Consider the following 26007-nt stretch of genomic DNA (forward strand, 5'->3'; position numbering starts at 1 on the left):
AGCAAGATCCTCGACAAGAACCATTTCAAGAATCAATGAGAGAATATCGTCCACTGGGTGTGTCTGGGCTTGGAGGCTGGCTGATCCTAATCCAGATTGGGTTGTGGTTCACATTAGTGATGCTCCTTGCACAGATTAGCCAGTCTGTTTTACCCATTCTAAACACAGAGACATGGGAGATTCTCACTTCGAAAGATTCAGGTTATTATCACCCACTTTGGGGTCCGATGATTATTTTTGAGGCCATTTACAACATATTGTTTCTATTATTCACGGTGTATGTCATCGTTGCTTTTTATCGTAAAAAAGCGATTCTTCCGCGTCTGATGATTATTTTTTACAGTCTTAGCCTTACAGTAGTCATCGTGGATTCACTGCTGCTCTCTCAGATTCCGATGGCGAGAGAACTGGCAGACGGAAGCTCTATTCGGGACATTGCAAGATCCGCCATTGCTTGTGCGATCTGGATTCCGTATTTTATCAAGTCTGAACGTGTGCAAAATACATTTGTTCGTTAAATAATGTAGCAGGAGATGACCGAACTTGAGTCGAAAAGATTTGAGATCGGTCATTTCTATTAGATATCCAACCGTTATAACATATTTGAAATGAGACAGTGAAGGGTGACGGTACACATTGAAGATTTTTCTGGTGCGACATGGCGCAGATGAAGAAGGGTATCGCGGTGGCTGGAGTCAACGAGGCCTTACCGAATTGGGCGTTAATCAGTCTAAAATGCTGGGTAAATATTTGTATGAGCATGCAGAGCAATATGATATTCAAACGGTTATAAGCAGTGATCTCCCTCGTGCGGTTCAGACGAGTAAGGAGATTGAAGCAGCATTGGATATCTCTGTTACGTACACACCGGATTGGCGTGAGATGAACAATGGTGAACTGGCAGGAATGCTTCATGCGGAAGCGGAGGAAAAGTACCCCGGGATCTATTTTAATACGCTAGAGATGCATACTGCCTTTCCGGGCGGCGAAAGTCCGAAACATTTTTATACGAGAATAAGAAGCGCATTTGAGAATTTATGTGTTGAACTTGAAGCGAAGAAGATGAAATCTAATGTTCTCCTGGTCACACACGGAGGGGTGATTAATATCCTCTATTATGTTCTATTGAACAGGGAGTGGAGCAATACGTCCCGTTTTTATCCCATCGACAACACGAGCATACATACTCTTGAGAGGCAGCAGAACGGCTGGAGTGTATTAGAAATGAACAGAATTCCTCATCTAAGATCGTAAAGCAGACAAAACCCAAGTCTAAACGATAAGAAAATGCAAAAATAAACCGAGGGAATAGGGAGGTAGTGAATTATGAGCGATAAACCAGAAGAGCTGCTGCATCAATTAAAGTCATTATCGGGGCCGTTCCCGGCCTGGAATTTAGAACAGTTGCCTAACCGGCCAGGAGAACTATTTCTGGACTGGTTGAGACTGGCGATGGAGAACAACGTAAAGGAGCCCCATGCGATGACCCTTTCAACAGTGGATCAACATGGTTATCCAGATGCGAGAGTGTTAATTTTAAAAAACATCATTCAGGATACGTTTTATTTTGCTTCCAGTTCAACCAGTCGGAAAGGCCAGCAGTTGAACGATAACCCAAGGGTGGCACTTACCTTATACTGGCCTTCATTAGGAAGACAAATCCGGATCAGGGGGACAGCCCAGGATCAGGGAGACGATGCAGGAGCTGCGGACTTCCGAAAACGCAAACCTGGAGCCAGAGCGGTCGCCATGACACAGCGTCAGAGTGAGATATTAGCTAGTGAGCACGATTTGAATCATTCCATTGAACTTCAGGAGAAATACCTTCAGAATAATCCCGATTTTGCAGAGCCTCATTGGCGTTTATATGCTGTGCATGCACAGGAAGTGGAGTTTTGGCAAGGTGATACAGATCGCAAACATATCCGTGTTCGATATACGTATCAAGACGAGCAATGGCACAAGAACAGATTATGGCCTTGAATGATAGACATAACTCCTCAACGTACATAATGTCATATCCTCTTCGACGGGTGCTTCGCTATAATTTTCAGGTTATCAGCAAGTTGAAACTGAAATGCAGCAAGCAAGGAATGAGGAGGCATGGTTATGACAAGCAGAAACAAATATAAAGCACTTGAACTGGAGAGTCCCGGTGTCTATGAGCTGGAAGGGCTGGAGGTGGGGGTGACATCCAATTGTAATTATAAATGCGATTACTGCTGCGCCTACAATCGGGATGATGGCGAGTGTATCGGCAGCGCGGAGGTCATTCGAATCATCCGTGATCTTCCACATCTCAAGCGGGTACGCTTGTCAGGCGGCGAAGTGACGCTGAAGTACCAGGACTGTCTTGAGATTGTTAGCTATTGTTCTGCACATGGCATAGATACACAGCTGAACACCAATGCAAGTCTGCTGACAGAGGAACGAATCATTGCCCTGCGGGACGCAGGCCTGTCCAATATCCATATCTCATTTAACTATACGGATGCGGAGTCATACGCTTCCTACTACCGTGTGCATCCACGTATGTATGAGCGATTGGAGCAGAACATTCGTATGTGCACAGAACTAGGTCTGGAAACCGTGCTGGAGACACTGCTGTTTGAAGGCAATCAGGAAAATATGCAGGCCATCAGCGATAAGGTTTATGAGCTGGGCGTGCGCATCCATGAGATACAGAACAGCATCAAGATGCCACATACCGATTGGAGCCAGATTGTCTCCAAAGCGTCGCTTGTGCAATCGGTCAAGGCATTAATTGAAAATAAAAAGCCGGATACAACGCTCTATTTTACATGTATGGATCGGTTTGCCGACCGATTGAATCTGCGCGAGCAGCCGGGCGTGTATTTCTCGAACTGTGTGGATGGTACGAAACAGCTGCATCTGCATGGCAACGGAGATATTCTGATCTGTGAGCTGTGTCATCCGGTGGTGATTGGTAACATCTATAAAGGAACGTCGCTGCGGGATATCTATAAGCAACAACCCGCTGCATTGACAGACTTTCTGGAAAAGCGGCCTTGTCCGGCATATGATGCTTTGTTTACGTAAGAGAATATTACGAACACGGAGGTCTTCTGAATTCCTTGATGGAATCAGAGGGCCTTTTTATATGCGTTACAATCTGTTTCAATGCATAGCAATTCCAATTAATTCATCTCTTCTCTTTCAGATTCATTTAAGATAGCGGGCCTAATATGGCTGTAACAACTTAAATGAAGAGGTGAAATTCACATGAAGAAAAAGCTTAATGAACTAACCCGGAAAGACCAACATATAACTCCTGCTTCGCGAAAAAAACGCAGGTGGCTTACGATAACTCTCGTAGTGGTACTGACAATCGGAGGCATTCTGTACAGCTTGGCTGACCGCTATCTGATCCGACACGTACAGGTCGTTGTTGCGGATGGTAACTCGGCGGCCTCAAGTACAAGTACAACAGCTTCCGGTACAACCACCTCGACAACGACATCAACGGATGTACATGCAACATCGGATGACTGGAATTATACCAGTGATGATCTGAAGGTTCAGATTCAGAAGGTGCAGACGGGCTCAGGCTCGGATCAGATTACGTATTATGTGGCTGATGTTCAGGCGAAGGATGCGAGCAGTTTGCGAAGTGCACTCGCGGATAACAGCTTTGGAACAAATATTACGGAGGACACATCGGAGATTGCTGCAGCGAACAATGCAATTTTCGCCGTGAATGGAGATTACTACGGATTCCGTGATGATGGTGTCATTATCCGTAACGGAGTGCTGTATCGCGACAGCCCGACAAGGGATGCACTGGCTTTATTCAATGACGGGACGATCAAAACGTATAACGAAAATGATATCTCTTCCTCTGAACTGCTGGCACAAGGAGTTACCAACACGTTATCATTTGGACCGATTTTGGTACAAGACGGTGAAATCACCAGTGACTTCAGCAGTGTGAAAATTGACAATAACTTTGGTAACCGCTCCATTCAGGATGCCAACCCTCGAACAGCCATTGGCATGATTGCCCCGAACCATTATGTGTTTGTGGTGGTCGATGGTAGACAGGAGGACAGTCGCGGCATGACGCTGGCGGAGCTTGCTCAAACCATGAAAGACCTGGGTGCAACCGAGGCGTATAACCTTGACGGTGGAGGTTCTTCTACGATGTATTTCATGGGCAGAGTGGTTAACAATCCACTGGGACGTAATCAGGAGCGAGGCGTAAGTGACATTCTGTATTTAACGGAGGGAAAATAACATGACAATCCTCATTCCATCCTATGAACCTGACGTTCGTTTATTAAATCTGGTTTTGCAGCTGCAGACGTTTAAGTTAGGTCCGATCGTCATCGTGGATGATGGCAGTGGACCAGAGTATCGGGGGATTTTTGAGACTGCCGAGGCGTATGGATGCACGGTACTGACTCACGAAGTGAACCAGGGCAAAGGACGGGCACTCAAAACAGGCTTTCAGTATATTAAAGAGCATGGGCCGCAAGGAGGGGTGGTCTGTGCAGACAGTGACGGGCAGCATCTTCCTCATGATATTCGCAAAATTTTCGAGACGCTGCTTACTCAAACCAGTCCCGGAATTGTACTGGGCAGCCGCCGTTTTACAGGTAAGGTTCCTGCCCGCAGTCGTTTTGGCAATGCTGTTACACGTTCCGTATTTTCGCTGACCACAGGCAATAAGGTTTACGATACACAGACGGGCTTACGAGGGTTCCCCTATGCAATGCTGGAGTGGCTGTGCCAGATTCCAGGAGAACGTTTTGAATATGAGATGAACATGCTGCTTACCGCGCATAAGGAAGGGTATGAGATTACAGAGGAATTCATTGATACGGTCTATCTGGATCATAACGAGTCGTCCCATTTCCGGCCTCTTGCCGACTCGTTCCGGATCTATCTGCCTATTCTGATGTTCAGCACCTCCTCGTTGTTATCGGCTCTGATTGACTTTGGCTTATTATTCATCATGCAGTATTTTACGCATAATCTGTTCCTGTCCGTGGTTGCAGCAAGACTGTGCAGCTCTATGTTCAACTATACGGTGAATCGTAAATATGTTTTCTCCGCAGGTCGAAACTCGAAGATACGGAAGTCTCTGCCCAAATACTTCTCGCTCGTACTGCTGGTGCTGCTGCTTAACTACGGACTGTTGTATTTTTACAATGAAAAACTGATTATCCCGCTGCTCGCAGCCAAGATTTTGACTGAAATTTCGATCTTTGTGTTCAGCTACTGGGCGCAGCGCAGATTTGTTTATTAACGACTTATGAATCATTAATCGCTTATAATGAGGGCAGAATGGAGTGAGCCAGATGGCTCGCTCTTTTTTCGATTGAAGCGGTTTCCTATTACATGGTTTATACGGTACGATGGAGAGAGATGAACGCACGAAAGTGTATGAAATGAATCAAGGAGGTGCATCATGTATCTTCGAAGTGTCGAATTGATGTCAGAGCGGGTGGAACATCCGAGCCGGTATCCGTTCAATATTGCCTCCATTCATGCAATGGGGCGGTTAGCATTCCGCAATAACATTACTTTTTTCGTTGGTGAGAATGGCTCAGGGAAATCAACGCTGTTGGAAGGTATCGCTCATCAATGTGGATTCAACACTGCCGGGGGTGGGCGCAGTAATCACTTTGAGACGCATGCATCGGAGTCTGCGCTTGGAGATTATCTGAGACTGGCATGGATGCCGAAAATCACCAACGGTTTTTTCATGCGCTCTGAGTCATTCTACCAGTTTGCATCCCATGTGGATCAATTGGGTCCCCAATCAATTCAATATTATGGTGGAAAATCATTGCATGAGCAGTCTCATGGAGAGTCCTTTCTTAACCTGTTCATCAACCGTTTCAGTTCAAAAGGCATTTATCTGCTTGATGAGCCTGAAGCCGCGTTATCTCCTGCACGGCAGCTCTCGTTACTTCGGATTCTGCATGATCTGTCCAAGACCTCGCAATTTATTATTGCGACTCATTCACCTATTTTGCTGGGTTACCCGGGGGCAGATATTTTAAGTTTTGATGACGGTCATATTCACGAGATTACGTACGAGGATACGGATCACTATCAGATCACCCGCAGCTTTCTGGAGAATCGGAATCGTATGCTGCATGAATTATTTAAAGAGGATTAATCTGATCATGACCACACAAACGGAAAATCGACTATTCAAAAATGGATCGTTGAGGGAGAGAGCAAATGAAGACAGCATTGTTAATTGTTGATATGCAAGAAAGTATTGTTAGAACCAAGATGGATCAGAAGGCCATAGATCATGCAAGCGAATATATTAATCATGTGGCAAACGTTCTGCGTTCAAACAACCATGTCGTTGTACATGTGCAGGACGTAGAGGGCATGGAGGGGGCCGAACCTGAATTGTATCGTGTTATTCCCGAGATTGATGTGCAGGACGAGGACCTCATCCTGACCAAAGAGAGCTCCAATGCGTTCTGGCAAACGAATCTGGAGCAGATGCTCAAAAGCCAGGGCGTAGAACTGCTCATTATAGCAGGATTTGCGGCAGAAGAATGTGTGCTGTTCACATACCAGGGTGCAATGGAGCGTGGCTTCAGACCGGTGATGCTCCAGAATGGCATTCTCAGTACACATCCAGATGCAGTGATTGGCACATACAGAGATCGTCATGTGATCTCGTACTCGGTAGTGGATTATCTAATTGGTTAAAGGGTGACATGAACAGGCAGCTTGAATCAGCAGCAGTATGTAGTTTCTCAAAGGGGGTGGGGATATGGATGTATTCAACGTTGCTTTCTTACTTGTACTCTCCTTTGCAGGTCTGATCTGGGCCATTAAAGGCATGAAGGAAAAGCTGCGGCTGATGGTGTTTTTCGGTGTGATTTTAATGCTGGCACCTGTACTCATCCTTGTGGGGTGGATAAGTGGACTGCCGCTTGTAAGCTCTGTTGCATTTGCAGCTTCCCTGTTTGTTCGGAAAGAGAGCAAAAATGCATAAGCGTATTAGTAGTACGTTGCGAGAATGATCTGTTTTTCGATATAGGATAGTAGATGAGCAGGCTCTGTTTCTTCTCTGATCAGGAGAAAAAGCAGAGCTTTTTTGCTTGTTCATTTTCCAATAAATAGCTTATGATGGGGAAAGTAACCAGATGGTTTTCTATGCAAAACTTCTATGCCAAAAATCTCTATGAAAGCATCAATGAAAGAAGGACAGAACATTGACTAGACGTATAATCGTAACTGGCGGGGCTATTATTCGTGATCGTGAAGGTAGAATTTTGCTTCAACGGAGGTCAGACTACGGAGATTGGGGACTGCCCGGTGGCGGTATGGAAGCAGGAGAGCAGATTGAAGAGACGATGATCAGGGAAGTGAGAGAGGAAACAGGCCTGGAAGTGAATGCTTACGAATTGGCCGCGATATATACGGGAGAAAGAATGAAATATACATACCCTGATGGGAATGAAGTGGTTTTTGTCATGTTTTTGTTTCATGTTACCGCTGATCTGACAGGACGGATGGCTGCGGATCATAGAACGCTATTATTTGAAGACGAACAACGAGAGTCGCTGCAGCTTGTTTTTCACAGTCTGGAGGAGATTGATATGGCAGTCATAAATCAGGTTCAGCAGCCTGTATTTATCGACCTGATGCAGGGTAAGACCGCATTGCTGCGCAATTAAAACATATTTTTATCCAACAAAAAAGGAGGGCTTCTAATGCCTTGGCCCATGGTCCATTTTGCAATTGCATCCGAAATCGTATCGCAGCATGCTTCTCCATCGCTATTGCTGGGGAGTCTGGCTCCAGACTCCATTCATGTAAGGACGAATGTACGCAGTGAAAAGGCGAAAACTCACCTGATGGCTGAAGAACATGTATTTGCGACCGATGTGGATTTTCAGCAGGTTATCGAATCGAACAGAATTCGAATGCTGCAAGAGCCTTCATATTTACAATACATATGTGGTTATATCGCTCACATCTATACCGATCGAGAGTGGACTTATCAGATTTATCCTGCATTTGAAGCTCACCCGAATGGAAGAGAGATCTACACCCATGACGTGAAGAAGCTGGAATTCCGAATCTTGCGGGAATATGCCGGAGCTTCGGCATGGCTGGAGCAACTGAGTTTAGCCAAAGCCTATGATTTTGGTGGTCTGAAGGAGCAGGAGATATATCAATACAGGGGAGAAAAGCTTGATTTTTTCACGAATGATAAGAACGAGCCCGATGATGACATGCATTTGTTAACAATGGATGCTGTATCGGCGTTTATCGAGAGAACTGCTTCGGATTTGAAGTCCAGATTTCAGGAATGGCAGGTATACGAAAAGCTGTAATTGTCATGAGACCATAATGTAGGAAGAGAGGATACGAGAATGGAGAATGGCATTAGGCTGGTGCACTATGAAGAGCAGTATGAAGAGGCTTTAACCCGTTTTGCGTTAAAAAAGGAACAGATTTACTTTACGGCAATGCCTGTAGAGGTCATAGAAGAGGCGGCTGCTAACCCGGACAAAGACCCGGTTGTCATTTTAGTTCAGAAAGTACCTGTTGGATTTTTTGTTTTACATAAAGGTTCAGAATACGTGGAGCCAGCGGAGCGGGATGGCAAAATTCTTGTTCGTGCGTTGTCTATATCGGAGGAACACCAGGGAAAAGGATATGCACTGGAAGCGATGAAACAGCTGCCTGCCTGGGTCCGTGAGTATCACCCTGAAGTCGAAGAGATTATTCTTGCTGTGAATGAAGAAAACAATGCCGCGCGGCAGCTGTATTTGAAATCCGGTTTTCTCGATTTTGGGTTAACCAGGCTGGGAAGCCGGGGAATACAGCATATGTTGCACTACAATTTGAAACAGGAGGTAGAGGATGGCAGAAATACATAAGGGAAGATACTCCGCTCAGATTGAGGGGGAATTCGTTGTTTTTATCATCGGGATGAGAATTAATCGGCTGTGGGCCATTCATAAGTGGCTGCCCGTGTTCAATGCAATGGGGCCCATGATCAAAGAATTATATCAGAACCCGGATACCGGATTTTTGGGTACGGAATTTATGCTGAACTGGCGCGGAGTAACCTTGCTGCAATACTGGCGTTCATATGATGAATTGGAAAAGTACGCGCGCGGCGGATTACATCTGGAGGCCTGGAAACGATTCAATACATCTATTGGCTCTGATGGTTCTGTGGGAATATACCATGAGACGTATAAAGCTCAATCCGGTTCGTATGAAACCATCTACGCCAACATGCCGAAGTTTGGACTGGCTAAAGTGTCGAATCATGTACCCGCAACGGGAGGCATGGCAACATCACGGCGCAGAATGGGCGGAGAGAATGAGCCGGCAGTTGAGACACCAGAGAATCCATGAAGCTAACCAATAGCAATAAATAAACAGTGAATAGAAGGGAGCATGTGATGAAGGCTGAGATTAATCAGAAAGATTTGCATTCCTATGAATTAAGCTGGTTGTGTGTTAAGCCGATGCTGATCTCTGTACGCGGACAGGATGTATCGCCAACGGATCTGGATCACGACTTGCAGTTACGGCAGCAAACAGAGAAAATATATGCCTCATATCAGCTGGCCGCGCAGAAAGCCATCAATGCTATGAATGATTGGGTCAGGCAGCATCAGGAGATGTTTCTGGAAATCAAAGAAGATTTGAAATAATGAAGGTGAACAGGCATGAATGAAGTTGAACTGTTGAAGGTATATGGATTGGAGCCAGATCAGAAGCATTGTGAAGCCATTCGTCAGCTGCTGCGTCAGGAGATAGAGGAGCCGGAAGGTGAGGATAACGAGGTTCTGAAACTGCTGTGCATCATGCTGTTTGCAGTGGGAAACGTGGAGGATACGGAGTTGATCTGGCAGGCCAAACGAAAAAATCAGGACACGGGCAGTTATATTGATGTTCAGCTGCTTTGTGGGGCTGGCTTGGCAGAGACTCTCGTTTATCTTGAAAATAAGCACGGTGATCATGCACACGAGGAATGGCTGTATCTCAAACAATGTGAGCCATATGACTTTGTGGATTTTTCCAAAGACCAATGGCTGGCAGGATACAAAGCATATTACAATGTTTGATCCATGGAAGGGGGCGTATGATGAAGTCGGAAATGGCTGAACAGATCCAGAGACAGCTATGTGCAAAATATAATGCGAACTACGTTCCAAGTGAACCGCACCTGAAGGTTGGGGTTTCCTGGAACGTCAAGGAGGGACGTGAGCCGATTCACGGAATGCGCATCCAGCCCGAAGGCGATACGACCGGGTGGTACATCTGGGCTGAGGAATATTCGGATGCAGACGACTTCTTTGTACCGCTGCATGTTGCACATATGGATGAATGGGACTCGAAAATTGGTCGATATCTCGGACTTGCTCCGGGGTGGAGGTTTCTAATTGCTGAGGATTATGAGGATGTATGGTTTGATGAAGGGCTATTGAATAGATAAATCATCGTATTACCACGCTTGCATATTGCATGGACTGTTCCATGCATAGCGGCGTTTTTTTTATGGAAGTGTATGCCTACATGAACGTTGACTTATTTCATATGTGTGCAAATTCCACATTATGGGTTATGATGTACGCGAGATAAAATTTTACAGGGATAGGAAGTCGCCTGTCCTAATTAATCCGGGAGTGAAGTGTAATGATTCGAAAGTTGGCTCTCTGCACAAGATGAAGATGTACCGCCTCAATATGTGGACGAGAGCAAATATTCGGGCGATGAACTGGAAATTGTCAAACTAATGAATGCGCGTATGCGTTATTTATGTGAACAAGATGAAGAGGGATATATGGGTCTGTTCACTGCAGAAGCACCCGTCACAGGTAAGCCTGGCTATAAGGTTCGTCACATAATTTCAATGGATGAAATTACGATCACAGAACAGAAGAACATCTATCAGGCAACGGTGAAGGTTACCGAATTACGACAGGGAGACGAGATGGAGTACAATCAAATGATGGTGTTTCGGAAAAAGAAAGCGGATGGTAATACTGCGCAATGGATGATTGCAGACATCGACTAAGCCTGGATACGAAAGAAGGTAGAAAGCCCAGATGCAAAAGACATTATTTGAAATAGTAAATGAAGTGCAGGATGAAGCGACGTTTATTGCATTTCTGAGTGCACTCCGTAAAGATCGGCAGGCTCATGCGGATGAATGGCAGCAGGATTCAATTGATTCATTTTTGGAAGCTGCCGCAGATTGGGGACGGGAGTCTGTTGACGGCTTAATACACTACGAGAAACCGGATAACCCGTGGAAGCGATGTGCTCAGATCATGTACATGGGCAAAATTTATGAATAGTTGGCAAAAGGATAACAGCTGAGAAGAATACATAACGGAGGTCTGCGTTAATGATGAATTTTTTAGAATTAAGTCTCCTTCTACTATTGATTCTGTTTCTTCCATCGTTTGTGAACAGATTTCAAAGTGAATTTGCTGAGGGATGGGCGGCTAGATGACGAATACGGTGAATAGAAACATATCGTACAAGCTAGGCCGAGAACGATTTAACTTTCGGGTGGCTGGCATTGTGATGAATGGGGACAAGATTCTTCTGCATCAGGCGAAACAGGATGATTTCTGGAACTTGCCCGGTGGCAAAGCAGAGTTGAATGAATCTACCGAGGAAGCTATTCAGCGAGAGATGGTAGAGGAATTGGGTGTTTCTGCGCAGGTACAGAGGCTCGCATTTATTTGTGAAGATTTTTATGAATACGATGACATACATATGCATGAGATCGGATTCTATTACGTTATTTCTTTTCCAGAAGCACATTCCTATTATGATGAACCTGAATTCAATGGCTTGGAAAACGACGGTGAATTGACATTTCGCTGGTTCCCTATGGGGGAGCTGGAGCAGATGGAGATTTATCCTGTTTTTCTGAGAAAAGAACTCGCTCATCTACGTGATGCCAGCGGCATCAAACACTTCATTCAAAAATAGAGGGATTAGCCCATGGATATTACTTTTATTCGTCATGGTCACGCCGAACATTTGCTGAATTACCCGAGTGAACTTAACCGATTACATCCGGGTTTGACCGCACAGGGGAAAGAGCAAATTAAAGCTTTATGTAAACTTATACAAGTGAAGCCTGACGATACCATCGTAGTCAGCCCCACGAAACGCACCCTTGAAACTGTGGAACTATTAACATCCAGCGCACGTGGCAGGGTAATGATTAGTCCATTGGTCGGACCTAGAATGTTTCCTCAAGATTCGAGCTATACTCCACTAGGCTGTGATCAGATTTATTCAAGGGCAGAGGTTGGCAGGTTATATCCAGATAGACAGATCATTGATGTTAGCGTGAATGACTGGGAAGAAAGCATAAATCAGATGCATGCACGGCGTTTCACACTACTGGCAGAGTCACTTCTTGCGTGGTGCCGCAAACAAAAGGGACATATATTTATGGTTTCACATGATGGCACGATTACGAATTACAGAATGCTGTTAGGTGAGCAGGGACTTACGAGAAATGATTTTCTGGGTGAAGCGGGATACTGCACCATTCGTAATGTTTAAGGGGGAGAAGGAGAGCATTATCATGACTATTTTCCAGCCGATCGAGACGAAAAGATTATATTTGAGAGAGTTAACCTTAGCAGATCGAGAGAGTGTTTTTCAACATTTTGCAAATCCAAATGTCACGCGATTTATGGATATTGAGCCTTGCCGTGGCATGGAGGAAGTAGAGGAGATCATCCAGTTTCATATACAGGACTCTGGATGCAGATATGGTATTTTCAATAAAATGCATAATCAATTCATTGGTACAGCTGGGTACCACTGCTGGAATCCGAATTCACCCTCCAGTGCGGAGATTGGATTCGATCTATCTCCTTCTTATTGGGGGCAGGGTTTGATGCAGGAAGCTTTAGAAGCGATGATTCCAATAGGGTGGAACGTAATGAATCTGGATTGGGTGGAAGCAACCGTAGAGCCAGAAAATATTCAATCACAGCGATTACTGAACAAGTTGGAATTTGTTAAGTCGGATGAACTGCAGCAAGGTCTTTTTTATTACACGCTACATAGGGAATCTATCCCCACTGGCTGATCTATATAAGTTAAAATATTCATTTACACAAAAACGAAGAGGACAGAAAAAAACTGAAAAAGCGAAGCGGTCGCCTTTATCACCGGATTTTTCCCTTTAGGAAAAGGGAATCAAAAAAATCCGGGGATAACAGCGATTGGAAGGTATTCTGTTATCGGAGTGGACTGTGTAAAATCTTTAGTCAATTTATATCTTAAATGGTAGGGTTGAAATGGATAGGTGGAGTCATGCAATAATTTCATGTGTTATTAATGGCTGCTGGACAAACAGCGTTAATCTGAAAGGAGCTAAACGAACATGGAATTTATCGGACAACAGATTAAAATCACTACTTTGACCGAGCAGGATATGGAATTTATATGCCAATTGGAATGTAATGCAAGCTTGTGGACTTTTGAAGAAAGCGTGGAAACGAAAGAAGAAAATGTAAAGGAGAAATACCGCAGTCATTTTCCTGTCGAAGGTGAGACACCGTATGCTTATGATTTTGTGATTCGTCGTTTGAATGATGCCAGTGATAAACCAATTGGTGTGATGCAGATGTGGAGTTACGTTGATTTTCGCCAAAGCTGGGAGCTGGGTTTCGCTGTGATGCCCGAATTTTCAGGGAAAGGATATGGAAGCGAAGCTGCCCGGTTACTGCTGCAATTTGCATTTGACGAATTAAAGGCACATAAGGTCGTAGGCATGTGTAATGCCGAAAATGTACGCTCGGCTGCTTTAATGCAGCATGTGGGCATGACGAGAGAGGGTATTTTCAAGGAAGAACTATGGTGGGAGGACAGGTGGACGGACCAGTTCTTCTTCTCCATTTTGGACAGAGAGTACAAGGCAATGGAAAGCAAAAATAAGGAGGCGTCTCTCTCATGACACAGCGTAAACTGGTTTTGCTTAGTGATCTGTATTTTGATTCAAATGAAGACTTGAACGAGCGGATTCAAAGCTTGTTTCAGCAAAAGCAGCCTTCCATCGGTTATATTCCATCCAGTTCTGATCCTCAGCGAATCTATGTTGAACATACTCGGCGCTATTATCGTCAGCTCGGTATTGAAGATGTGCAGTATTATGACTTTGATGCCGAGTATGAGGAAGGCAGGATCAATTCTCTTTTCCAATGTGATGCGATTCATTTGTCGGGTGGCAATACGTTTTATTTTCTAAGTTTGCTACAGAAAAGAAATATGCTTGAGCGGCTGCGTTCCTATGTGAACAGCGGTGGCATTCTAATCGGGGTTAGCGCGGGCAGCATTCTGATGACACCATCGATCCGTTTGGCGGGATATGGTGAGGATGCAGATGAGAATTATATCGATTTAACGGATTTACGCGCTCTCGGGCTAGTAAATTTCGAGTTTGCACCACACTGGGACCGTTCGGAAGTCATGCTTCAATCATTCCAAGAATACATACAATTACATCAAACAAAGGTTTACGCTTGTCCGGATGGCGGTGCTGTCATTGTAGAAAATGAATCATTGGAGTTATTCGGCGGTGCGGTTCCGGCTCAATAAAGAGGAGATGATGAACGAATGCGAACTATTCAAGTGTCCCACATTGAAGCTTTTTCTAGCATTCCAGGCAAAGGCAACCCGGCTGGGGTTATTCTGGAGGCGGATCATCTGAGTGAGGCTACGATGCAGCAGATTGCTTATGCCGTTGGTTTTAATGAGACGGTTTTTGTATTGAAGACGAATTTGGCAGATGTGCGGTTACGTTATTTCACACCAGGTCATGAGATTAAACTGTGCGGACATGCGACAATGGCGGCGTTGTATGGGCTGAAGATGAGGGGGCTATTCGAAGGGAAAGACTCCATCACGATTGAAACAAACGTAGGTATACTTCCTGTTCAGTTTGAACAGCATGGCAGTGCATGGTTTATGGAGATGAAGCAGGATCAGCCGCAATTTATACCCTTTCAAGGTGATGTGGAGAAGCTTGCTAAAGCTATAGATTTGACATTGGAGGATTTGGATCTGACCATACCTGTAGTGTATGGAAGTACAGGCACCTGGACCTTGTTAATTCCTGTTCGCCGTTTGAGTGCTTTTGCCAAAATGAAACCGCATTCTTCTCAGTTCCCTAGTATTCTAGCGGAAAATCCCAAGTCATCATTACATCCCTTCTGTCTGGAAACGCGCGATTCAGATGCCATGATGCATGCAAGACATTTCTCTTCACCGTATTCGGGGACAACGGAAGATCCCGTGACAGGCACTGCATCAGGTGTGATGGGAGCCTACTATTTAACTTATGTGAATCGAGAGATTCAAGAAGCTGATTTTGTAGTGGAGCAGGGGCATGAGGTGGGTAGAGATGGAAAGGTTCAGGTAAGTGTTCGCAGAGAGCAACAAGGAATGGATGTTCGAATCCGTGGAACGGCTGTGTATGTTCAGGAGATGTCTGTAGAAATAGACAGTTAAGGGGATGACAGAAGGAGAGACCTATCGTAGAATAGCTGATCAACTACTGCTTCATGAAGCTATGCAAAACTAAGGAGAAATCAATGATGAAAGAGTCAAAGCGAATGAAATGGGAGAAACAGCTTGAAAAAGGAAGGGCGTATCATATTTGGATGCGGGGAGTGCTTGGCTGGGGCTTGCCTCTAGCTTTTCTGTACACTTTGGTCATGACGTCCTGGAGCGGCCAAAACCTCACAATGGATCGTGAGTTTTACGGAAACTTGTTAACTGCCCTGATGCTGTTTCCGGCTGGCGGGATTTGGTATGGAGCCTGGACGTGGAAAATTCTAAAAATGAAAGTAGAGCAAGATAGAAGATAAATCCCTATGCGAACGGAGTGGTACTTATGATAGAGACTCTTCAGGCAGCGCAGGAGCTGGCGGAAAGGGTTGCACGGAAAGCCGGGGACGTAGCCAGAATGAATTTTGACCGAGCTGCCAATGTAATTGAAAAGGATATTTATGGTGATATGGTTACCGATGTTGACCATGAGGCAGAACGAATTATATGTGAGGCAATCTCGGAGGTTTTCCCGAATCATGAGATTCATAGTGAAGAGAGAGGTCATAACGGGAAGAAAAGTGACTGGCTGTGGATGATTGATCCGCTGGACGGGACCAATAATTACGGAATTGGCCTTCCGATATTCTCGGTTTCTATCACACTGATATATCGTTCAGAACCTGTGCTGGGTGTAATTTATGAACCGATGGTAGACCGTCTCTTCGTAGCTTCTCAAGCAAAAGGAGCTAGCTGCAATCTGATTCCAATGCATGTGAAAAGCAAAAAGCAGATACAAAAAGGCACAATTGGCTGGATACAAGGGCATCAAGTCCAAAATGAAGAGAACGCGGTGCATTTGCGGCAGCATCTGGATGTTCATTTTAAAAGAGTAATGAGACTCTGGGCTCCCACATTGCAGTGGTGCATGCTTGCCAAGGGGGACATTGATGGTATCGTGCTGTATAACTCCGAAGGAGACGATTTGTATTCAGGCATACTGATGGTAAAGGAGGCGGGTGCTATTGTGATTGATTTTGAAGGCAATGAATTTAGCGGTATGTGCTCGGAACCTTATCTGATTGCTTGTCATCCTGACCATCGGGAGTATTTCTTAAATGTCGTGCGAGAAGGGCTGAGTCGATGATTACCGAGCTTAGTTTGTCTCAATTCTATCAAGTAAAACATTTAACGGATGCCTATCGAAATATCGAGGTTAAAGCGGTTGTCTCAGGCATGAACCCGGGGCGAATCTATGTGGATGATGCTGATAACATCCAAGCAGCGCTCATATGGGTTCATGGGCAAACCGGTTACCAGCTTGTTGGTGATGCAGAAAGTAAACCCTTTCGAAGTGAATTGCGGACATATATGCAGACACATATCCTGCCCGAGTTGGTGGCATTAAAGATGACCGAGGTAGAGATCGGTGTTGCTGATGATCGCTGGCGAAATGTGCTTGAGCATATGGCTGGTCCGAGTGAGCTTAACTATGACACACAGCATGTGTTCATGCTACATGGAATGGATGACAGAACAGATAGTGATACGTGCTATACCCCTTCTGGAGTGCCGATACTTCCAGCGGAGGGAACCCTGGTTTTGCCCATAGATAAAGGTCTGCTGCAGCAGAGCGGTCTGAACAATCTTTCTTTTGTCACAGATAAGATCAGGCATTTCTGGGGGAAGGCCGATGCTTTTTTAGAGCATGGTTTAGGATATGTTGTCGTTCATGAGGATGAAATAGTGAGCATATGCTTCTCTGCTTTTGTTGAAGGGATCACACATGCCATTGATATTGAGACGCTGGAAGGTCATCGTCAACGCAATTATGCAGCGCTCGCAGCGCAAGCGTACATGAAGCAATGTCATCGCGTGGGTATTCGCCCATATTGGGACTGCATGCCTGATAACACAGGTTCGATCCGTCTGGCACAAAGCGTAGGTTTGTCTCTGGATTTTGATTACTTGGTTTATTGGTACACCATTCTTTAATTGAATTTACAGGAGGATCAACATGGGGTACATTCTGGAATTGCGAAAACTGGTGGGTACAAGGCCCTTGATTATGGCAGGTTCATGTGTGTTGGTGTTTAATGAGCAAGGTCACTTGCTGCTTCAAAGACGAACAGACAGCCTGGATTGGGGCACGCTTGGCGGTTCGCTTGAACCGGGGGAGTCGCTGGAAGAAGCTGCTGCACGTGAACTCTATGAAGAGGCCGGACTGCGGGCAGAGGCCTATAAACTGATCACCGTTTTCTCGGGTCAGGATATGTATTATCGGTATCCGCATGGAGACGAGGTTTATAATGTAATGGCTATTTATGAAGCGGCCGGAATTACAGGCAGTCCAACCGTAATGGACGATGAAGGGTTGGAGCTTCGATACTTTGACTTGACTCAGCCGATTCCTGAACTTAATCCGTTCACAAGGTATGTGCTGACCAAAGCAGGATATATTCAAGGTTAGTGATTTAACAAACGTAAGCAGGCAGATGAACATCAAGTTAATAGATTAAACAGTCGGAGACAAGGAACTTTATATTTTTATACGTAACGTAAGAATATACTGGGAGGAATGAATCATATGTCAAGCATCGGTTATGGTTTCGGGCTTACTTCGCTCTTTTCGATTATTGCAGTTCTGGTGAATTTATTAGTCTATGGACTCGGTGTATATGCATTATTTCTATTTATCAAGCTGGCGAAACGAGGCATTCAGGCGTTAGATATTTATTTACATGAGAAACGCGGGGGGCGTTATTAACCTCTTGTTCCTTCTCCTCTTTAAGTCTCGCACAACATTATCATTTTTCTCTCAGTGATTTACGGATGCTGATTTAGTATGATAATGGTATCATTTTGCAAAGAGAGAGGGTTAGACATGCATACATTTTTGCAGCAGATTAATGAGTTAAACGAGCTTCAGAGAGAGTTGGTCAGCCTGCATCCTTTTTTTGCAGAGCATCACCCTGTTGTTGTAGCGGACGAAGCGTTGTTACATATCTATGATTATTCTTCCAAGACCGGGCAATATGAATGGGCGAAGACTGTACCGGATGATCTGTACATTCCTGATGATTGTCTCGCCGCGATGCCTGTGCATCATCTGAATGACCGGATGTGTGCGATTGTGACAGCTTCGGCGTTCAAAGACCTTGAGCAGAAGGTTTTTCTGTTCCATGAATATGTACACTGTTCTGTGTATGGGAAATATGAGGAGCGGATTGTGGACCGTCTGCAAATTAAACATAAAATGACTCAATTAAAGCGTGTAACCTGGGAGATTGATTACGAATTCCCGTATGAGGATGAGAACATCGCTGAGCGGATTCATTCGCTGCTTTCAGCGTTAAAAAGTGAGGATATTCAGCAAATTCAGGCTGCGCGCACAGCGCTGTTTGAGTCTCTTACTGAAGAGCAGGCCGAATATTGGAGCTGGCTGGAGTGGAATGAGGGTTACGCGCGGTATGTCGAGAATCTGATTCGGGCGAAATATAACCTGAAACTCAATCATTACGGGGATACAGCACCGTATAACCGTCTCGTATTTTACGAGTGCGGCTCGGAATATATTCGTTTGTTAGTCAAAGAGCAGCCAGCGTATCATACAGACCTGGAGCAGTTGTTTGACCGGATGCAGATGGAGAGATTGGCAGGTTTCGTTAGCTAGTGAGAGATGCATGCTTAACCCATTTCTTCGATTGAAAAAAAGGAGATCTGACTATGCCGCTGCCTATGGTACATCTCAGGATAGCTCAACAGCTTGCGGATGCTCTGCCTGAATCGCTGGAACGGGGAGCATTCTATCTTGGCAATATCGCACCCGATGCGATTCACATGCGTGAAGGCACGACAAGGGAGGACAAGCAGCACACCCATTTCGATCCTGAAAAAGAAAACCATTATACCGATCGTCTTCAGAAGTTATACCATGGTTATATTGATGAGCGTACGGACGAAGGGTGGACGTCCTTTGTGAAGGGATACTTCATGCATGTAATGACCGATTATTACTGGTTCCGCAGTGTGCATCCCGAATTCGTGGAACAAGTGCGAGAATACGACAAACGCGAGGGTATCACACGCACCAAGGAAGAGCTATCCCGTCTATATTATCAGGAGACGGGCCAGGTTGACCTTCACCTGTTTCGAACGGCAAGCTGGAGCGCAGACACCTGGTCTATACTGAACGCTGCCTCAGGTTATGACATGAGAGATCGTTTAACGGCAGAGGAGATCAGCCGCTGGAGGGATCACACGTATTCTTTTTTTCATGGTCAGGAGCCGGGCATTATTCCATTGTTTTTGACAGAAGAGATTGTACAAGCCTTTGCTGCTGCAACAGTGCCGCGTTTATTCGAGTTGTTAACTGTCTGGGAGGCGGTTTAAATGAGGCATTTCGGGAAATTGATGATACTCATCCTCGCAGTATTCATGACAGGGTGTGGCGCAAGCGATTCGAATCGTTTGAACGGGAAAGAGGCTCAGCGGCTGGAGCAGGAAGAAGGGGTTCCGTCGTTAATCACGTTATCCTGTAATCGAAAATTGGATTCAAGACCGTGCCGGGATGTGGCGTTTGACCGCTCAGATGAGATTCGGATTGTGACAGAGGCTATACTCAAGGCAGAGCGCATGCAGGGCATACTGGATTATGCGGCTGAATACACAATGAGTATTACCAATGCAGATGGCTCAGTAACCGTGTATGATCTGTCACTGGGCTCAGACCCGAAGATGCAAGGACTGCTTGTAAACCAGAAGGATACCACCATAGGGTATACTATTCCTCTTGTGGAAGCGAATCGACTACGGCAAATCATTCAGCGGCGTATAGATTAATGACGGATGGATGGGCAGGCATAGCTAATGAATGGAGATGTGGAGATATTGGTGAGCATTACACCACTGACAGCAGCAGATGTCGAAGGTGCTTACGGATTGTTTGAGACAACAATTCCGTATGCCTTCAGTCAGGAGGGACTCTGCTCTCTTTTGGAGGACATTCAGCATGAGATCACACATAAGAAATCCAGGGTACAAGCCTTTTTACAGCATGACTTTGATTCCGAAGCAGCAAATGCTCCAATGGTTCTCGTTGCAAGAATCGAGGGCAAGGTGGTGGGCACGATCTCCTATGGACCCTGCGGTGAGGCGATTCGAGACTGCACCAATCATCGTTTGGATCAGATTGGAGAGCTGGGCACACTGTACGTTTTGCCTGAACTGCACGGTCAAGGGATTGCTTCGGCATTGATTACCGCTTTGGTCACCGAGCTTCAGCGGCGAGGGATTACGCAATTTTGTCTGGACAGTGGGTACCGAATTGCTCAGCAGAAGTGGCGGCGGAAGTTCGGAGAGCCGTATGTCGTCGTGAACAATTACTGGGGCGAAGGCGCCGATCATATGGTATGGTTATGTGAAGTGCAGGATTTTGCTGTGAAATAAAACGTTCTGAAAGATGACCCCCTGCACCGGGAACAGGAGTCATCTTTTTTATTGTTATGGCAACGCATCTGGATAAGAAAGGACGAATGATAGGGTGACAGAAACGATGGAAACTGCGGCATCCGAGGAATGGAGCTTACCGCAGCAGAAGCTTTCCCCTCATGCTGTAAGTTTGTGGAGAGTCAGTGCGATCATTTACAACGTTATCGGTTTTGTGGTGTTGGCGATCCTGCTTGTGCTGGACTCCGTCTATGACTGGAGACCGTGGATCGGCTGGATGCTGTGGGGAGTTTCGGTGTTATTTCTTGGTTACGCAGTGTGGGATATTTTTTTGCAGCCAGTATGGCTGTATCGACATTGGTATTATGGCGTGAGTGCAGAGTTTTTGCAGTTGAAGCATGGTGCTCTGAACAAAGTACATCAGGTGATTCCAATGGCGAAGGTACAATCCGTGACGACAAATCAGGGGCCGCTCATGCGAAAATACGGTTTATATTCCGTGTCCGTCGGTACGATGGGTTCTTCGCATGTCATACCGGCTTTGCCAGAAGAAGTGGCGTTTGCGCTGCGGAACCAGATTGCGTCTTATGCCCGGATTAACGAGGTGGATGAATGACGGAGTTAAGACGACATCATGTATTAAGTTTGTTATGGAGTCTCGGTAATCTGATCAAAAGCTCGTTTGCTTTTATTCTGTTTTTGTTCGTGTTTCGAACGGGCACGGTATCGACATGGGTATTCTATGCCAGAATTATTTTTTATATCGGTATCGCTATCTCGCTTGTGTCGATCATCTGGAAGTGGATTACAACACGTTATTCCGCGGATGAGCAGGCTTTCCACATCTACACTGGAGCACTTAGCCGGACCCGCAGAACGATTCCATATACGAAAGTGCAAAATGTGAGCCGGCATACGAGCTTTTTTCATCGCTTGTTCGGAGTGACTTCCATTCGTTTCGAAACGGGAATCAAGGGTGAGGAAGCGACGTTCCAGCTACAGGTCGTTTCGCTCGTTGAAGCAGAACAGCTTGAGAAGCTTGTTGTCGGTTATCAATCGGAAGTACAGGCGCAGGCCGTAATGGAGGGGCATGTCAAACAAGTAGAGCAGCAAGCTGGAGACGATTACAGCGCAAGTGCAGAGCGTATGGGTATGGGAACAGAAAGCAATGGAATTAAAGGTTCAAATGCAGCTAATGCAGCTGTGAGTGAAACTTCAAAAACAGTAACCGAAGCTCTAATTGAAGCTGAAGCACTCAATACAGGTGACCACGAAGATGTAAGCAGTACTCCTGTACCTGCCGCGAAAGCAGCCCGGATCGTGCACTATCGCTCGACTCGCAAAGACGTGCTCAAGGCTTCCTTTACCTCACTCAGCTTTCTGGTGCTGATCCCGATTCTGGGCTCCCTGTATTCAACGGTGAAGGATTTCTTTCCAGATGAAACGGTAACGGAAAGCCTGGTACTATCCTGGCTTCAGTCATGGTGGGTAACAAGTCTTATCATTCTGATGCTCATGTTCTTGTCCATCGGACTGGGCATTGTGTGGACCTTTGTGAAATATGGAGATTTCCAGATCACGTCAGATGAGAAGCGAATATATATTGCCAAGGGCATGCTGGAGAAGACCGTGTTCTCCATTCAAAAAGATCGTGTGCAGGCCGTGAAAGTTACACAGTCACCGATGAAACGGATGCTTGGTCTGGCCGAAGTGGAACTTACTACTGCAGGCAGCCCGGGTGAGTCTGGTCAGGAGATGAATTCACTCTATCCTTTTCTGCCTGTAAGAGAAGCTTACCGGATCATTGAAGAGATTCTGCCTTCTTATCAGGTGTGTGAAGAGATGGAAAAGCTGCCCCATGCAGCATTGTGGCTGCGTCTGCTCAAGCCCAGCTGGGTCTGGATCATAGCCACCAGTGCGCTGCTCTATTTCAAGCCAGTCCTTTTTGGATTTTCACAGGCTTGGTGGATGCTCTCACTGCTGCTTTTGGCAGGCATTGCCGCCGGACGGGTAATCGATTTTTTTCACACAAGATATGTATTGAACGACCAATTCATCCAGCTTCGCTCAGGTGCGCTCACGTCTACACTCTTTGTCTCCAAACGGGAGAAAATGATTGAAATAAAAATAACCCGTCACCCCTTGCAGCGCAGACTAGGCTTGGCTTCTATTCATACGGTGAATCGTGCCAAACCGGTTATGCATCACCATGTTCACGATCTGCCGAATGAAGCGGCAACTGAATTCCAGATGTGGTATATGGGGCGTTCGAGAGAGGTGCAGACCCGATGAGATTGAATACATTATCAGTAGAGGAGGAACCGTTTTGATCAAAGCTGTATTTTTGGATGTGGATGGAACGTTGCTCTCTGAAACAGATCGAAGTCTCTCTCATCGTACGGAAGAGTCGATCCATAAACTGGCTCAAAAAGGGATTCATATCGTGTTAGTTACAGGCAGGCCCTATACCTTATGTGATGAGTTCAGGCATCTCGACATTGGAACGGTTATTTCGGCTAACGGGGCCTTGATTACTTGTAAGGGTGAAATCATTCATAGGTCTATTCTTTCCTCAGTAATGGTCCAGGATTTCAGCGGTTTTGCTGCAAATCAGGGGCATGCAGTCTCCTATTTTACCGAGTCATTTGGCATGAATGGACTGTGTAGAGCAGATTCCCGTGTAACAGAGGCCCTTCGGGAGACCCTTGGGTTAATTGAATACCCTGAGCAAATCATTACGCCGGATGAGGATATGTACTGCATGTGTTTATATGCGGATGAAGAGGAAACGGAGCAGTACCGGGAGCGGTTTCCCGCCTTGCGTTTTGTAAGATTTCATCCATATGTATGCAATGTGCTTGAAACAGCTGAAGTGAGTAAATCTGCAGCGGCACAGATTGTTTTGACATTCCTCAGAATATGTAGAGAAGAAACAATAGCTTTTGGTGATGGAGAGAACGATATTGATTTATTAACATATGCAGGTGTTGGAGTTGCAATGGGAAACGGGGGAGAGCGGATCAAGCAAAGTGCCGACTACGTTACGCTGAAGGCAAGTGATGATGGCATAACTCACGCATTAAAACACTTCAGACTCATCTAAAGGGATGTAAAACTGAAAACAAAGGATATCCAGATTGTGGATTTTTATGTAAAATGAGATGTGATGAACAAAGCCCTAAAGCATAGGGCGTAAATGAAGGGTGCAGGGTTGATGAAAAAAGGTGTAATTATTATGTTATCTCTGATTCTGCTGGTGGGCGTTTCTTCTTCGGCGTATGCACATCCGGGTCGTCTGGACAAAAAGGGCGGACACAATTGTTCTGCGAAATCCATTAAAAAAGGTCTATGCACAGGTTACCACTATCATAAAAAGAAAAAGTGAAGATGTGGCTTCGAACATTTTGGACGCAATAGGAGGACTAGCAGCATGGAGCATATTAAAGCCGTCATCTTTGACTTGGACAACACCATATTAAACCGGACTCTTACGTTTGAAGGCTTCACTCGAAGTATGATTGATACGTACTTTGGTCATTTGGAGTCTACCGGACATATACAGCAGCGAATTATCGAGCTTGATCTGGATGGGTACAAGGATAAAACACTGCTGTTCAACGAATTATTGCAGGAGCTGCCTTGGGAGGAAAAGCCGCCGCATGAAGAGCTCATGGCGTTCTATAGTAAGGAATATGTGCGTAATTCAGTGCTTATGGACGAGGCGCGGGAAGTCGTACAGTATCTGAGAGGCAAGTATTCCGTCGGTTTGATAACCAATGGTCAGACACATATTCAGCATGGAAAAATAGATCAGCTTGGCATTCGGGAGGACTACGATCACATTATTGTATCGGAAGAAGCGGGTGTGAAAAAGCCTGATTCACGTATTTTTCAAATGGCTCTAGATCATTTTGGACTGAAGCCTGAGCAGTGCCTCTACATTGGTGATCATCCGGTAAACGATATACAGGGAGCAGCGAAGGCAGGCATGAGTACGATCTGGATCAAGGTGAATCAGCCTTGGCGTGAGGGGATCGAGGCAGCACCGATACATACGATCCATCAGCTCCACGAATTGAGAAGCCTGTTGTAGATGATCTCTTCCTTTTCGAGCCAGCAGACAGGTTTACAGATCAGCATGCAGCGCTTCAGCTTGTACCACATATTTCTGATGATGGAAGGAAGTGTAGGCTTGGATCAAGCTATATAAGTTGAATTATTCTTTTACACATGAACGGAGAAGACAGAAAAAACCTGAAAAAGCGGAGCGGTCGCCTTTATCACCGGATTTTCTCCTTTGGAAAAGGGAATCAAAAAAATCTGGGGATAACAGCGATTGGAAGGTTATTCTGTCATCGGAGTGGACTGTGTAAAATCTTTAGTTCAACATAGAGATAGACCTATACAGGAGGGCATATGTAATGAACAAGCTACAGAAAGAACTGGCGGAGCTGCTGCCGCTTGCACAACTTGAAGAGATGTCAGGTGAAGAAATCGTAGGTGGCATAGCGATGGATATGTATCGGGCTGAATTTTCAGGGATTCGCGAACGACTCTCTGAGCTGCCGGAAGTGGCGAGGGATATCCTGCTGATCATTGATCTGGACACCGAGCTTTCGATGAATGGCTTAACAGGTTACCTGGAGAATGCGAGTGGGCAGTATTTGGGTCAAACGATTGAAGCATTGGTGCGAATAGGTGATGAGACAGACGCGGCGATTTTGCAAAAGGTACAGCAGCTCCTGTCGAAACATCATGTCACCGTAGACCAGTTAAGAGCCAATGTCGAGAGTCTGTCAGAGCACGATATTACAACAAGCTTGCAGACGCATGGAGCACATATCCATGAGGTGCTGCAGAAAGTGCAGCAGGAAGCGGATTCGCTAAGTTTTCAAACGGATAATGAAGAAAGCTTTGATCTGCTGTATCAGTATGTTGATGAACATAAGGATCGGTTGAGACAGCAGCTGGAACAGTTTCTCACATGAAAAAAGGAGCTGAATG

39 protein-coding genes are annotated in these 26007 nt (G+C 45.5%); all 39 read left to right on the plus strand.

All coding sequences use genetic code 11. The features are described from left to right. Positions 1 to 35 precede the first annotated feature (35 nt). Positions 36 to 518, plus strand: a complete 483-nt coding sequence (locus tag ACQSGY_RS05430) for a DUF2569 domain-containing protein (RefSeq protein WP_427051007.1) — start codon at positions 36 to 38, stop codon at positions 516 to 518. A 118-nt stretch (positions 519 to 636) separates the two neighbouring features. Beyond that, entirely contained in the window at positions 637 to 1254 is a 618-nt protein-coding gene (locus tag ACQSGY_RS05435) for a histidine phosphatase family protein (protein ID WP_427051008.1), read from the plus strand. 72 nt (positions 1255 to 1326) lie between these two features. Then, a complete protein-coding gene (locus ACQSGY_RS05440) occupies positions 1327 to 1983 on the plus strand; it encodes a pyridoxine/pyridoxamine 5'-phosphate oxidase (RefSeq protein ID WP_427051009.1) in 657 nt (218 codons plus the stop codon). 126 nt (positions 1984 to 2109) lie between these two features. Then, a complete protein-coding gene (locus ACQSGY_RS05445; RefSeq protein ID WP_427051010.1) occupies positions 2110 to 3060 on the plus strand; it encodes a radical SAM protein in 951 nt (316 codons plus the stop codon). 183 nt (positions 3061 to 3243) lie between these two features. Continuing rightward, positions 3244 to 4254, plus strand: coding sequence for a phosphodiester glycosidase family protein (locus tag ACQSGY_RS05450; RefSeq protein WP_427051011.1), 1011 nt, complete (start codon positions 3244 to 3246; stop codon positions 4252 to 4254). A 1-nt stretch (position 4255) separates the two neighbouring features. Next, complete coding sequence (locus ACQSGY_RS05455) at positions 4256 to 5269, plus strand: GtrA family protein (RefSeq protein WP_427051012.1); 1014 nt, start codon at positions 4256 to 4258, stop codon at positions 5267 to 5269. A 162-nt stretch (positions 5270 to 5431) separates the two neighbouring features. Beyond that, a complete protein-coding gene (locus ACQSGY_RS05460) occupies positions 5432 to 6148 on the plus strand; it encodes an AAA family ATPase (RefSeq protein WP_427051013.1) in 717 nt (238 codons plus the stop codon). A gap of 65 nt (positions 6149 to 6213) precedes the next feature. Continuing rightward, positions 6214 to 6702, plus strand: coding sequence for a cysteine hydrolase family protein (locus ACQSGY_RS05465; RefSeq protein WP_427051014.1), 489 nt, complete (start codon positions 6214 to 6216; stop codon positions 6700 to 6702). A 64-nt stretch (positions 6703 to 6766) separates the two neighbouring features. After that, positions 6767 to 6991, plus strand: a complete 225-nt coding sequence (locus ACQSGY_RS05470; protein ID WP_427051015.1) for a hypothetical protein — start codon at positions 6767 to 6769, stop codon at positions 6989 to 6991. Between the two features lie 220 nt (positions 6992 to 7211). Then, positions 7212 to 7676 carry an NUDIX domain-containing protein gene (locus ACQSGY_RS05475; RefSeq protein WP_427051016.1) on the plus strand — a complete coding sequence of 155 codons (465 nt, stop codon included), beginning with the start codon at positions 7212 to 7214 and terminating at the stop codon, positions 7674 to 7676. A 36-nt stretch (positions 7677 to 7712) separates the two neighbouring features. Next, positions 7713 to 8339 (plus strand): hypothetical protein, encoded by a 627-nt coding sequence (locus ACQSGY_RS05480; RefSeq protein ID WP_427051017.1) that lies wholly within the window; start codon positions 7713 to 7715, stop codon positions 8337 to 8339. Positions 8340 to 8378: 39 nt separating this feature from the next. Further along, positions 8379 to 8888, plus strand: coding sequence for a GNAT family N-acetyltransferase (locus ACQSGY_RS05485; protein ID WP_427051018.1), 510 nt, complete (start codon positions 8379 to 8381; stop codon positions 8886 to 8888). Next, positions 8872 to 9375, plus strand: a complete 504-nt coding sequence (locus tag ACQSGY_RS05490) for a DUF4188 domain-containing protein (protein WP_427051019.1) — start codon at positions 8872 to 8874, stop codon at positions 9373 to 9375. The genes ACQSGY_RS05485 and ACQSGY_RS05490 overlap by 17 nt, the downstream gene beginning before the upstream one ends. Before the next feature lie 47 nt (positions 9376 to 9422). Further along, positions 9423 to 9677, plus strand: coding sequence for a hypothetical protein (locus ACQSGY_RS05495; RefSeq protein ID WP_427051020.1), 255 nt, complete (start codon positions 9423 to 9425; stop codon positions 9675 to 9677). Positions 9678 to 9692: 15 nt separating this feature from the next. Beyond that, positions 9693 to 10091 carry a hypothetical protein gene (locus tag ACQSGY_RS05500; protein ID WP_427051021.1) on the plus strand — a complete coding sequence of 133 codons (399 nt, stop codon included), beginning with the start codon at positions 9693 to 9695 and terminating at the stop codon, positions 10089 to 10091. A 17-nt stretch (positions 10092 to 10108) separates the two neighbouring features. Continuing rightward, entirely contained in the window at positions 10109 to 10462 is a 354-nt protein-coding gene (locus tag ACQSGY_RS05505) for an immunity protein Imm33 domain-containing protein (RefSeq protein WP_427051022.1), read from the plus strand. A gap of 252 nt (positions 10463 to 10714) precedes the next feature. Further along, on the plus strand, positions 10715 to 11044 hold the full coding sequence (locus ACQSGY_RS05510) for a hypothetical protein (protein ID WP_427051023.1): 330 nt from the start codon (positions 10715 to 10717) through the stop codon (positions 11042 to 11044). A gap of 31 nt (positions 11045 to 11075) precedes the next feature. Next, a complete protein-coding gene (locus ACQSGY_RS05515) occupies positions 11076 to 11327 on the plus strand; it encodes a DUF7660 family protein (protein WP_427051024.1) in 252 nt (83 codons plus the stop codon). Positions 11328 to 11493: 166 nt separating this feature from the next. After that, complete coding sequence (locus ACQSGY_RS05520; protein ID WP_427051025.1) at positions 11494 to 11973, plus strand: NUDIX hydrolase; 480 nt, start codon at positions 11494 to 11496, stop codon at positions 11971 to 11973. A gap of 12 nt (positions 11974 to 11985) precedes the next feature. After that, entirely contained in the window at positions 11986 to 12558 is a 573-nt protein-coding gene (locus ACQSGY_RS05525; protein WP_427051026.1) for a histidine phosphatase family protein, read from the plus strand. Positions 12559 to 12580: 22 nt separating this feature from the next. Then, complete coding sequence (locus ACQSGY_RS05530; RefSeq protein WP_427051027.1) at positions 12581 to 13093, plus strand: GNAT family N-acetyltransferase; 513 nt, start codon at positions 12581 to 12583, stop codon at positions 13091 to 13093. 297 nt (positions 13094 to 13390) lie between these two features. After that, a complete protein-coding gene (locus ACQSGY_RS05535) occupies positions 13391 to 13963 on the plus strand; it encodes a GNAT family N-acetyltransferase (protein ID WP_427051028.1) in 573 nt (190 codons plus the stop codon). Further along, complete coding sequence (locus tag ACQSGY_RS05540; protein WP_427051029.1) at positions 13960 to 14604, plus strand: Type 1 glutamine amidotransferase-like domain-containing protein; 645 nt, start codon at positions 13960 to 13962, stop codon at positions 14602 to 14604. Before ACQSGY_RS05535 ends, ACQSGY_RS05540 begins: the two co-directional genes overlap by 4 nt. An 18-nt stretch (positions 14605 to 14622) precedes the next feature. Further along, positions 14623 to 15516, plus strand: a complete 894-nt coding sequence (locus ACQSGY_RS05545) for a PhzF family phenazine biosynthesis protein (protein WP_427051030.1) — start codon at positions 14623 to 14625, stop codon at positions 15514 to 15516. A gap of 83 nt (positions 15517 to 15599) precedes the next feature. Further along, positions 15600 to 15875 carry a hypothetical protein gene (locus tag ACQSGY_RS05550; RefSeq protein WP_145403190.1) on the plus strand — a complete coding sequence of 92 codons (276 nt, stop codon included), beginning with the start codon at positions 15600 to 15602 and terminating at the stop codon, positions 15873 to 15875. 26 nt (positions 15876 to 15901) lie between these two features. Continuing rightward, positions 15902 to 16702, plus strand: a complete 801-nt coding sequence (locus ACQSGY_RS05555) for an inositol monophosphatase family protein (protein ID WP_427051031.1) — start codon at positions 15902 to 15904, stop codon at positions 16700 to 16702. Continuing rightward, entirely contained in the window at positions 16699 to 17550 is an 852-nt protein-coding gene (locus ACQSGY_RS05560) for a GNAT family N-acetyltransferase (protein ID WP_427051032.1), read from the plus strand. The genes ACQSGY_RS05555 and ACQSGY_RS05560 overlap by 4 nt, the downstream gene beginning before the upstream one ends. Before the next feature lie 22 nt (positions 17551 to 17572). Continuing rightward, on the plus strand, positions 17573 to 18025 hold the full coding sequence (locus ACQSGY_RS05565; RefSeq protein WP_427051033.1) for an NUDIX hydrolase: 453 nt from the start codon (positions 17573 to 17575) through the stop codon (positions 18023 to 18025). A 117-nt stretch (positions 18026 to 18142) separates the two neighbouring features. Then, positions 18143 to 18322 (plus strand): hypothetical protein, encoded by a 180-nt coding sequence (locus ACQSGY_RS05570; protein ID WP_111272433.1) that lies wholly within the window; start codon positions 18143 to 18145, stop codon positions 18320 to 18322. Between the two features lie 117 nt (positions 18323 to 18439). Further along, positions 18440 to 19228 carry a hypothetical protein gene (locus tag ACQSGY_RS05575; RefSeq protein ID WP_427051034.1) on the plus strand — a complete coding sequence of 263 codons (789 nt, stop codon included), beginning with the start codon at positions 18440 to 18442 and terminating at the stop codon, positions 19226 to 19228. Positions 19229 to 19281: 53 nt separating this feature from the next. After that, on the plus strand, positions 19282 to 19947 hold the full coding sequence (locus tag ACQSGY_RS05580; RefSeq protein ID WP_427051035.1) for a zinc dependent phospholipase C family protein: 666 nt from the start codon (positions 19282 to 19284) through the stop codon (positions 19945 to 19947). Then, positions 19948 to 20397 carry a hypothetical protein gene (locus ACQSGY_RS05585; RefSeq protein ID WP_427051036.1) on the plus strand — a complete coding sequence of 150 codons (450 nt, stop codon included), beginning with the start codon at positions 19948 to 19950 and terminating at the stop codon, positions 20395 to 20397. A 39-nt stretch (positions 20398 to 20436) separates the two neighbouring features. Next, entirely contained in the window at positions 20437 to 21003 is a 567-nt protein-coding gene (locus ACQSGY_RS05590) for a GNAT family N-acetyltransferase (RefSeq protein WP_427051037.1), read from the plus strand. 94 nt (positions 21004 to 21097) lie between these two features. Next, entirely contained in the window at positions 21098 to 21619 is a 522-nt protein-coding gene (locus ACQSGY_RS05595) for a PH domain-containing protein (protein WP_427051038.1), read from the plus strand. Then, entirely contained in the window at positions 21616 to 23295 is a 1680-nt protein-coding gene (locus ACQSGY_RS05600; protein ID WP_427051039.1) for a PH domain-containing protein, read from the plus strand. The genes ACQSGY_RS05595 and ACQSGY_RS05600 overlap by 4 nt, the downstream gene beginning before the upstream one ends. Before the next feature lie 34 nt (positions 23296 to 23329). Beyond that, entirely contained in the window at positions 23330 to 24106 is a 777-nt protein-coding gene (locus ACQSGY_RS05605) for a Cof-type HAD-IIB family hydrolase (RefSeq protein WP_427051040.1), read from the plus strand. Positions 24107 to 24217: 111 nt separating this feature from the next. After that, a complete protein-coding gene (locus tag ACQSGY_RS05610) occupies positions 24218 to 24388 on the plus strand; it encodes a YHYH domain-containing protein (protein WP_216520500.1) in 171 nt (56 codons plus the stop codon). Positions 24389 to 24433: 45 nt separating this feature from the next. Next, on the plus strand, positions 24434 to 25096 hold the full coding sequence (locus ACQSGY_RS05615) for an HAD family hydrolase (RefSeq protein ID WP_427051041.1): 663 nt from the start codon (positions 24434 to 24436) through the stop codon (positions 25094 to 25096). 328 nt (positions 25097 to 25424) lie between these two features. Beyond that, complete coding sequence (locus ACQSGY_RS05620) at positions 25425 to 25991, plus strand: DMP19 family protein (RefSeq protein ID WP_427051042.1); 567 nt, start codon at positions 25425 to 25427, stop codon at positions 25989 to 25991. The last annotated feature ends 16 nt before the right edge of the window (positions 25992 to 26007 follow it).

The sequence above is a fragment of the Paenibacillus sp. TC-CSREp1 genome (assembly GCF_050171015.1).
GTDB classification, from domain to species: domain Bacteria; phylum Bacillota; class Bacilli; order Paenibacillales; family Paenibacillaceae; genus Paenibacillus; species Paenibacillus silvae.

What these genes read in the sequence shown, in the direction of transcription:
- ACQSGY_RS05430 (WP_427051007.1), top strand. Translation starts at nt 36, where the DNA reads ATGAGAGAATATCGTCCACTGGGTGTGTCTGGGCTTGGAGGCTGGCTG.
- ACQSGY_RS05440 (WP_427051009.1), top strand. Translation starts at nt 1,327, where the DNA reads ATGAGCGATAAACCAGAAGAGCTGCTGCATCAATTAAAGTCATTATCG.
- ACQSGY_RS05445 (WP_427051010.1), top strand. Translation starts at nt 2,110, where the DNA reads ATGACAAGCAGAAACAAATATAAAGCACTTGAACTGGAGAGTCCCGGT.
- ACQSGY_RS05450 (WP_427051011.1), top strand. Translation starts at nt 3,244, where the DNA reads ATGAAGAAAAAGCTTAATGAACTAACCCGGAAAGACCAACATATAACT.
- ACQSGY_RS05455 (WP_427051012.1), top strand. Translation starts at nt 4,256, where the DNA reads ATGACAATCCTCATTCCATCCTATGAACCTGACGTTCGTTTATTAAAT.
- ACQSGY_RS05460 (WP_427051013.1), top strand. Translation starts at nt 5,432, where the DNA reads ATGTATCTTCGAAGTGTCGAATTGATGTCAGAGCGGGTGGAACATCCG.
- ACQSGY_RS05465 (WP_427051014.1), top strand. Translation starts at nt 6,214, where the DNA reads ATGAAGACAGCATTGTTAATTGTTGATATGCAAGAAAGTATTGTTAGA.
- ACQSGY_RS05470 (WP_427051015.1), top strand. Translation starts at nt 6,767, where the DNA reads ATGGATGTATTCAACGTTGCTTTCTTACTTGTACTCTCCTTTGCAGGT.
- ACQSGY_RS05480 (WP_427051017.1), top strand. Translation starts at nt 7,713, where the DNA reads ATGCCTTGGCCCATGGTCCATTTTGCAATTGCATCCGAAATCGTATCG.
- ACQSGY_RS05485 (WP_427051018.1), top strand. Translation starts at nt 8,379, where the DNA reads ATGGAGAATGGCATTAGGCTGGTGCACTATGAAGAGCAGTATGAAGAG.
- ACQSGY_RS05490 (WP_427051019.1), top strand. Translation starts at nt 8,872, where the DNA reads ATGGCAGAAATACATAAGGGAAGATACTCCGCTCAGATTGAGGGGGAA.
- ACQSGY_RS05495 (WP_427051020.1), top strand. Translation starts at nt 9,423, where the DNA reads ATGAAGGCTGAGATTAATCAGAAAGATTTGCATTCCTATGAATTAAGC.
- ACQSGY_RS05500 (WP_427051021.1), top strand. Translation starts at nt 9,693, where the DNA reads ATGAATGAAGTTGAACTGTTGAAGGTATATGGATTGGAGCCAGATCAG.
- ACQSGY_RS05505 (WP_427051022.1), top strand. Translation starts at nt 10,109, where the DNA reads ATGATGAAGTCGGAAATGGCTGAACAGATCCAGAGACAGCTATGTGCA.
- ACQSGY_RS05515 (WP_427051024.1), top strand. Translation starts at nt 11,076, where the DNA reads ATGCAAAAGACATTATTTGAAATAGTAAATGAAGTGCAGGATGAAGCG.
- ACQSGY_RS05525 (WP_427051026.1), top strand. Translation starts at nt 11,986, where the DNA reads ATGGATATTACTTTTATTCGTCATGGTCACGCCGAACATTTGCTGAAT.
- ACQSGY_RS05530 (WP_427051027.1), top strand. Translation starts at nt 12,581, where the DNA reads ATGACTATTTTCCAGCCGATCGAGACGAAAAGATTATATTTGAGAGAG.
- ACQSGY_RS05535 (WP_427051028.1), top strand. Translation starts at nt 13,391, where the DNA reads ATGGAATTTATCGGACAACAGATTAAAATCACTACTTTGACCGAGCAG.
- ACQSGY_RS05540 (WP_427051029.1), top strand. Translation starts at nt 13,960, where the DNA reads ATGACACAGCGTAAACTGGTTTTGCTTAGTGATCTGTATTTTGATTCA.
- ACQSGY_RS05545 (WP_427051030.1), top strand. Translation starts at nt 14,623, where the DNA reads ATGCGAACTATTCAAGTGTCCCACATTGAAGCTTTTTCTAGCATTCCA.
- ACQSGY_RS05550 (WP_145403190.1), top strand. Translation starts at nt 15,600, where the DNA reads ATGATGAAAGAGTCAAAGCGAATGAAATGGGAGAAACAGCTTGAAAAA.
- ACQSGY_RS05555 (WP_427051031.1), top strand. Translation starts at nt 15,902, where the DNA reads ATGATAGAGACTCTTCAGGCAGCGCAGGAGCTGGCGGAAAGGGTTGCA.
- ACQSGY_RS05560 (WP_427051032.1), top strand. Translation starts at nt 16,699, where the DNA reads ATGATTACCGAGCTTAGTTTGTCTCAATTCTATCAAGTAAAACATTTA.
- ACQSGY_RS05565 (WP_427051033.1), top strand. Translation starts at nt 17,573, where the DNA reads ATGGGGTACATTCTGGAATTGCGAAAACTGGTGGGTACAAGGCCCTTG.
- ACQSGY_RS05570 (WP_111272433.1), top strand. Translation starts at nt 18,143, where the DNA reads ATGTCAAGCATCGGTTATGGTTTCGGGCTTACTTCGCTCTTTTCGATT.
- ACQSGY_RS05575 (WP_427051034.1), top strand. Translation starts at nt 18,440, where the DNA reads ATGCATACATTTTTGCAGCAGATTAATGAGTTAAACGAGCTTCAGAGA.
- ACQSGY_RS05580 (WP_427051035.1), top strand. Translation starts at nt 19,282, where the DNA reads ATGCCGCTGCCTATGGTACATCTCAGGATAGCTCAACAGCTTGCGGAT.
- ACQSGY_RS05585 (WP_427051036.1), top strand. Translation starts at nt 19,948, where the DNA reads ATGAGGCATTTCGGGAAATTGATGATACTCATCCTCGCAGTATTCATG.
- ACQSGY_RS05600 (WP_427051039.1), top strand. Translation starts at nt 21,616, where the DNA reads ATGACGGAGTTAAGACGACATCATGTATTAAGTTTGTTATGGAGTCTC.
- ACQSGY_RS05610 (WP_216520500.1), top strand. Translation starts at nt 24,218, where the DNA reads ATGAAAAAAGGTGTAATTATTATGTTATCTCTGATTCTGCTGGTGGGC.
- ACQSGY_RS05615 (WP_427051041.1), top strand. Translation starts at nt 24,434, where the DNA reads ATGGAGCATATTAAAGCCGTCATCTTTGACTTGGACAACACCATATTA.
- ACQSGY_RS05620 (WP_427051042.1), top strand. Translation starts at nt 25,425, where the DNA reads ATGAACAAGCTACAGAAAGAACTGGCGGAGCTGCTGCCGCTTGCACAA.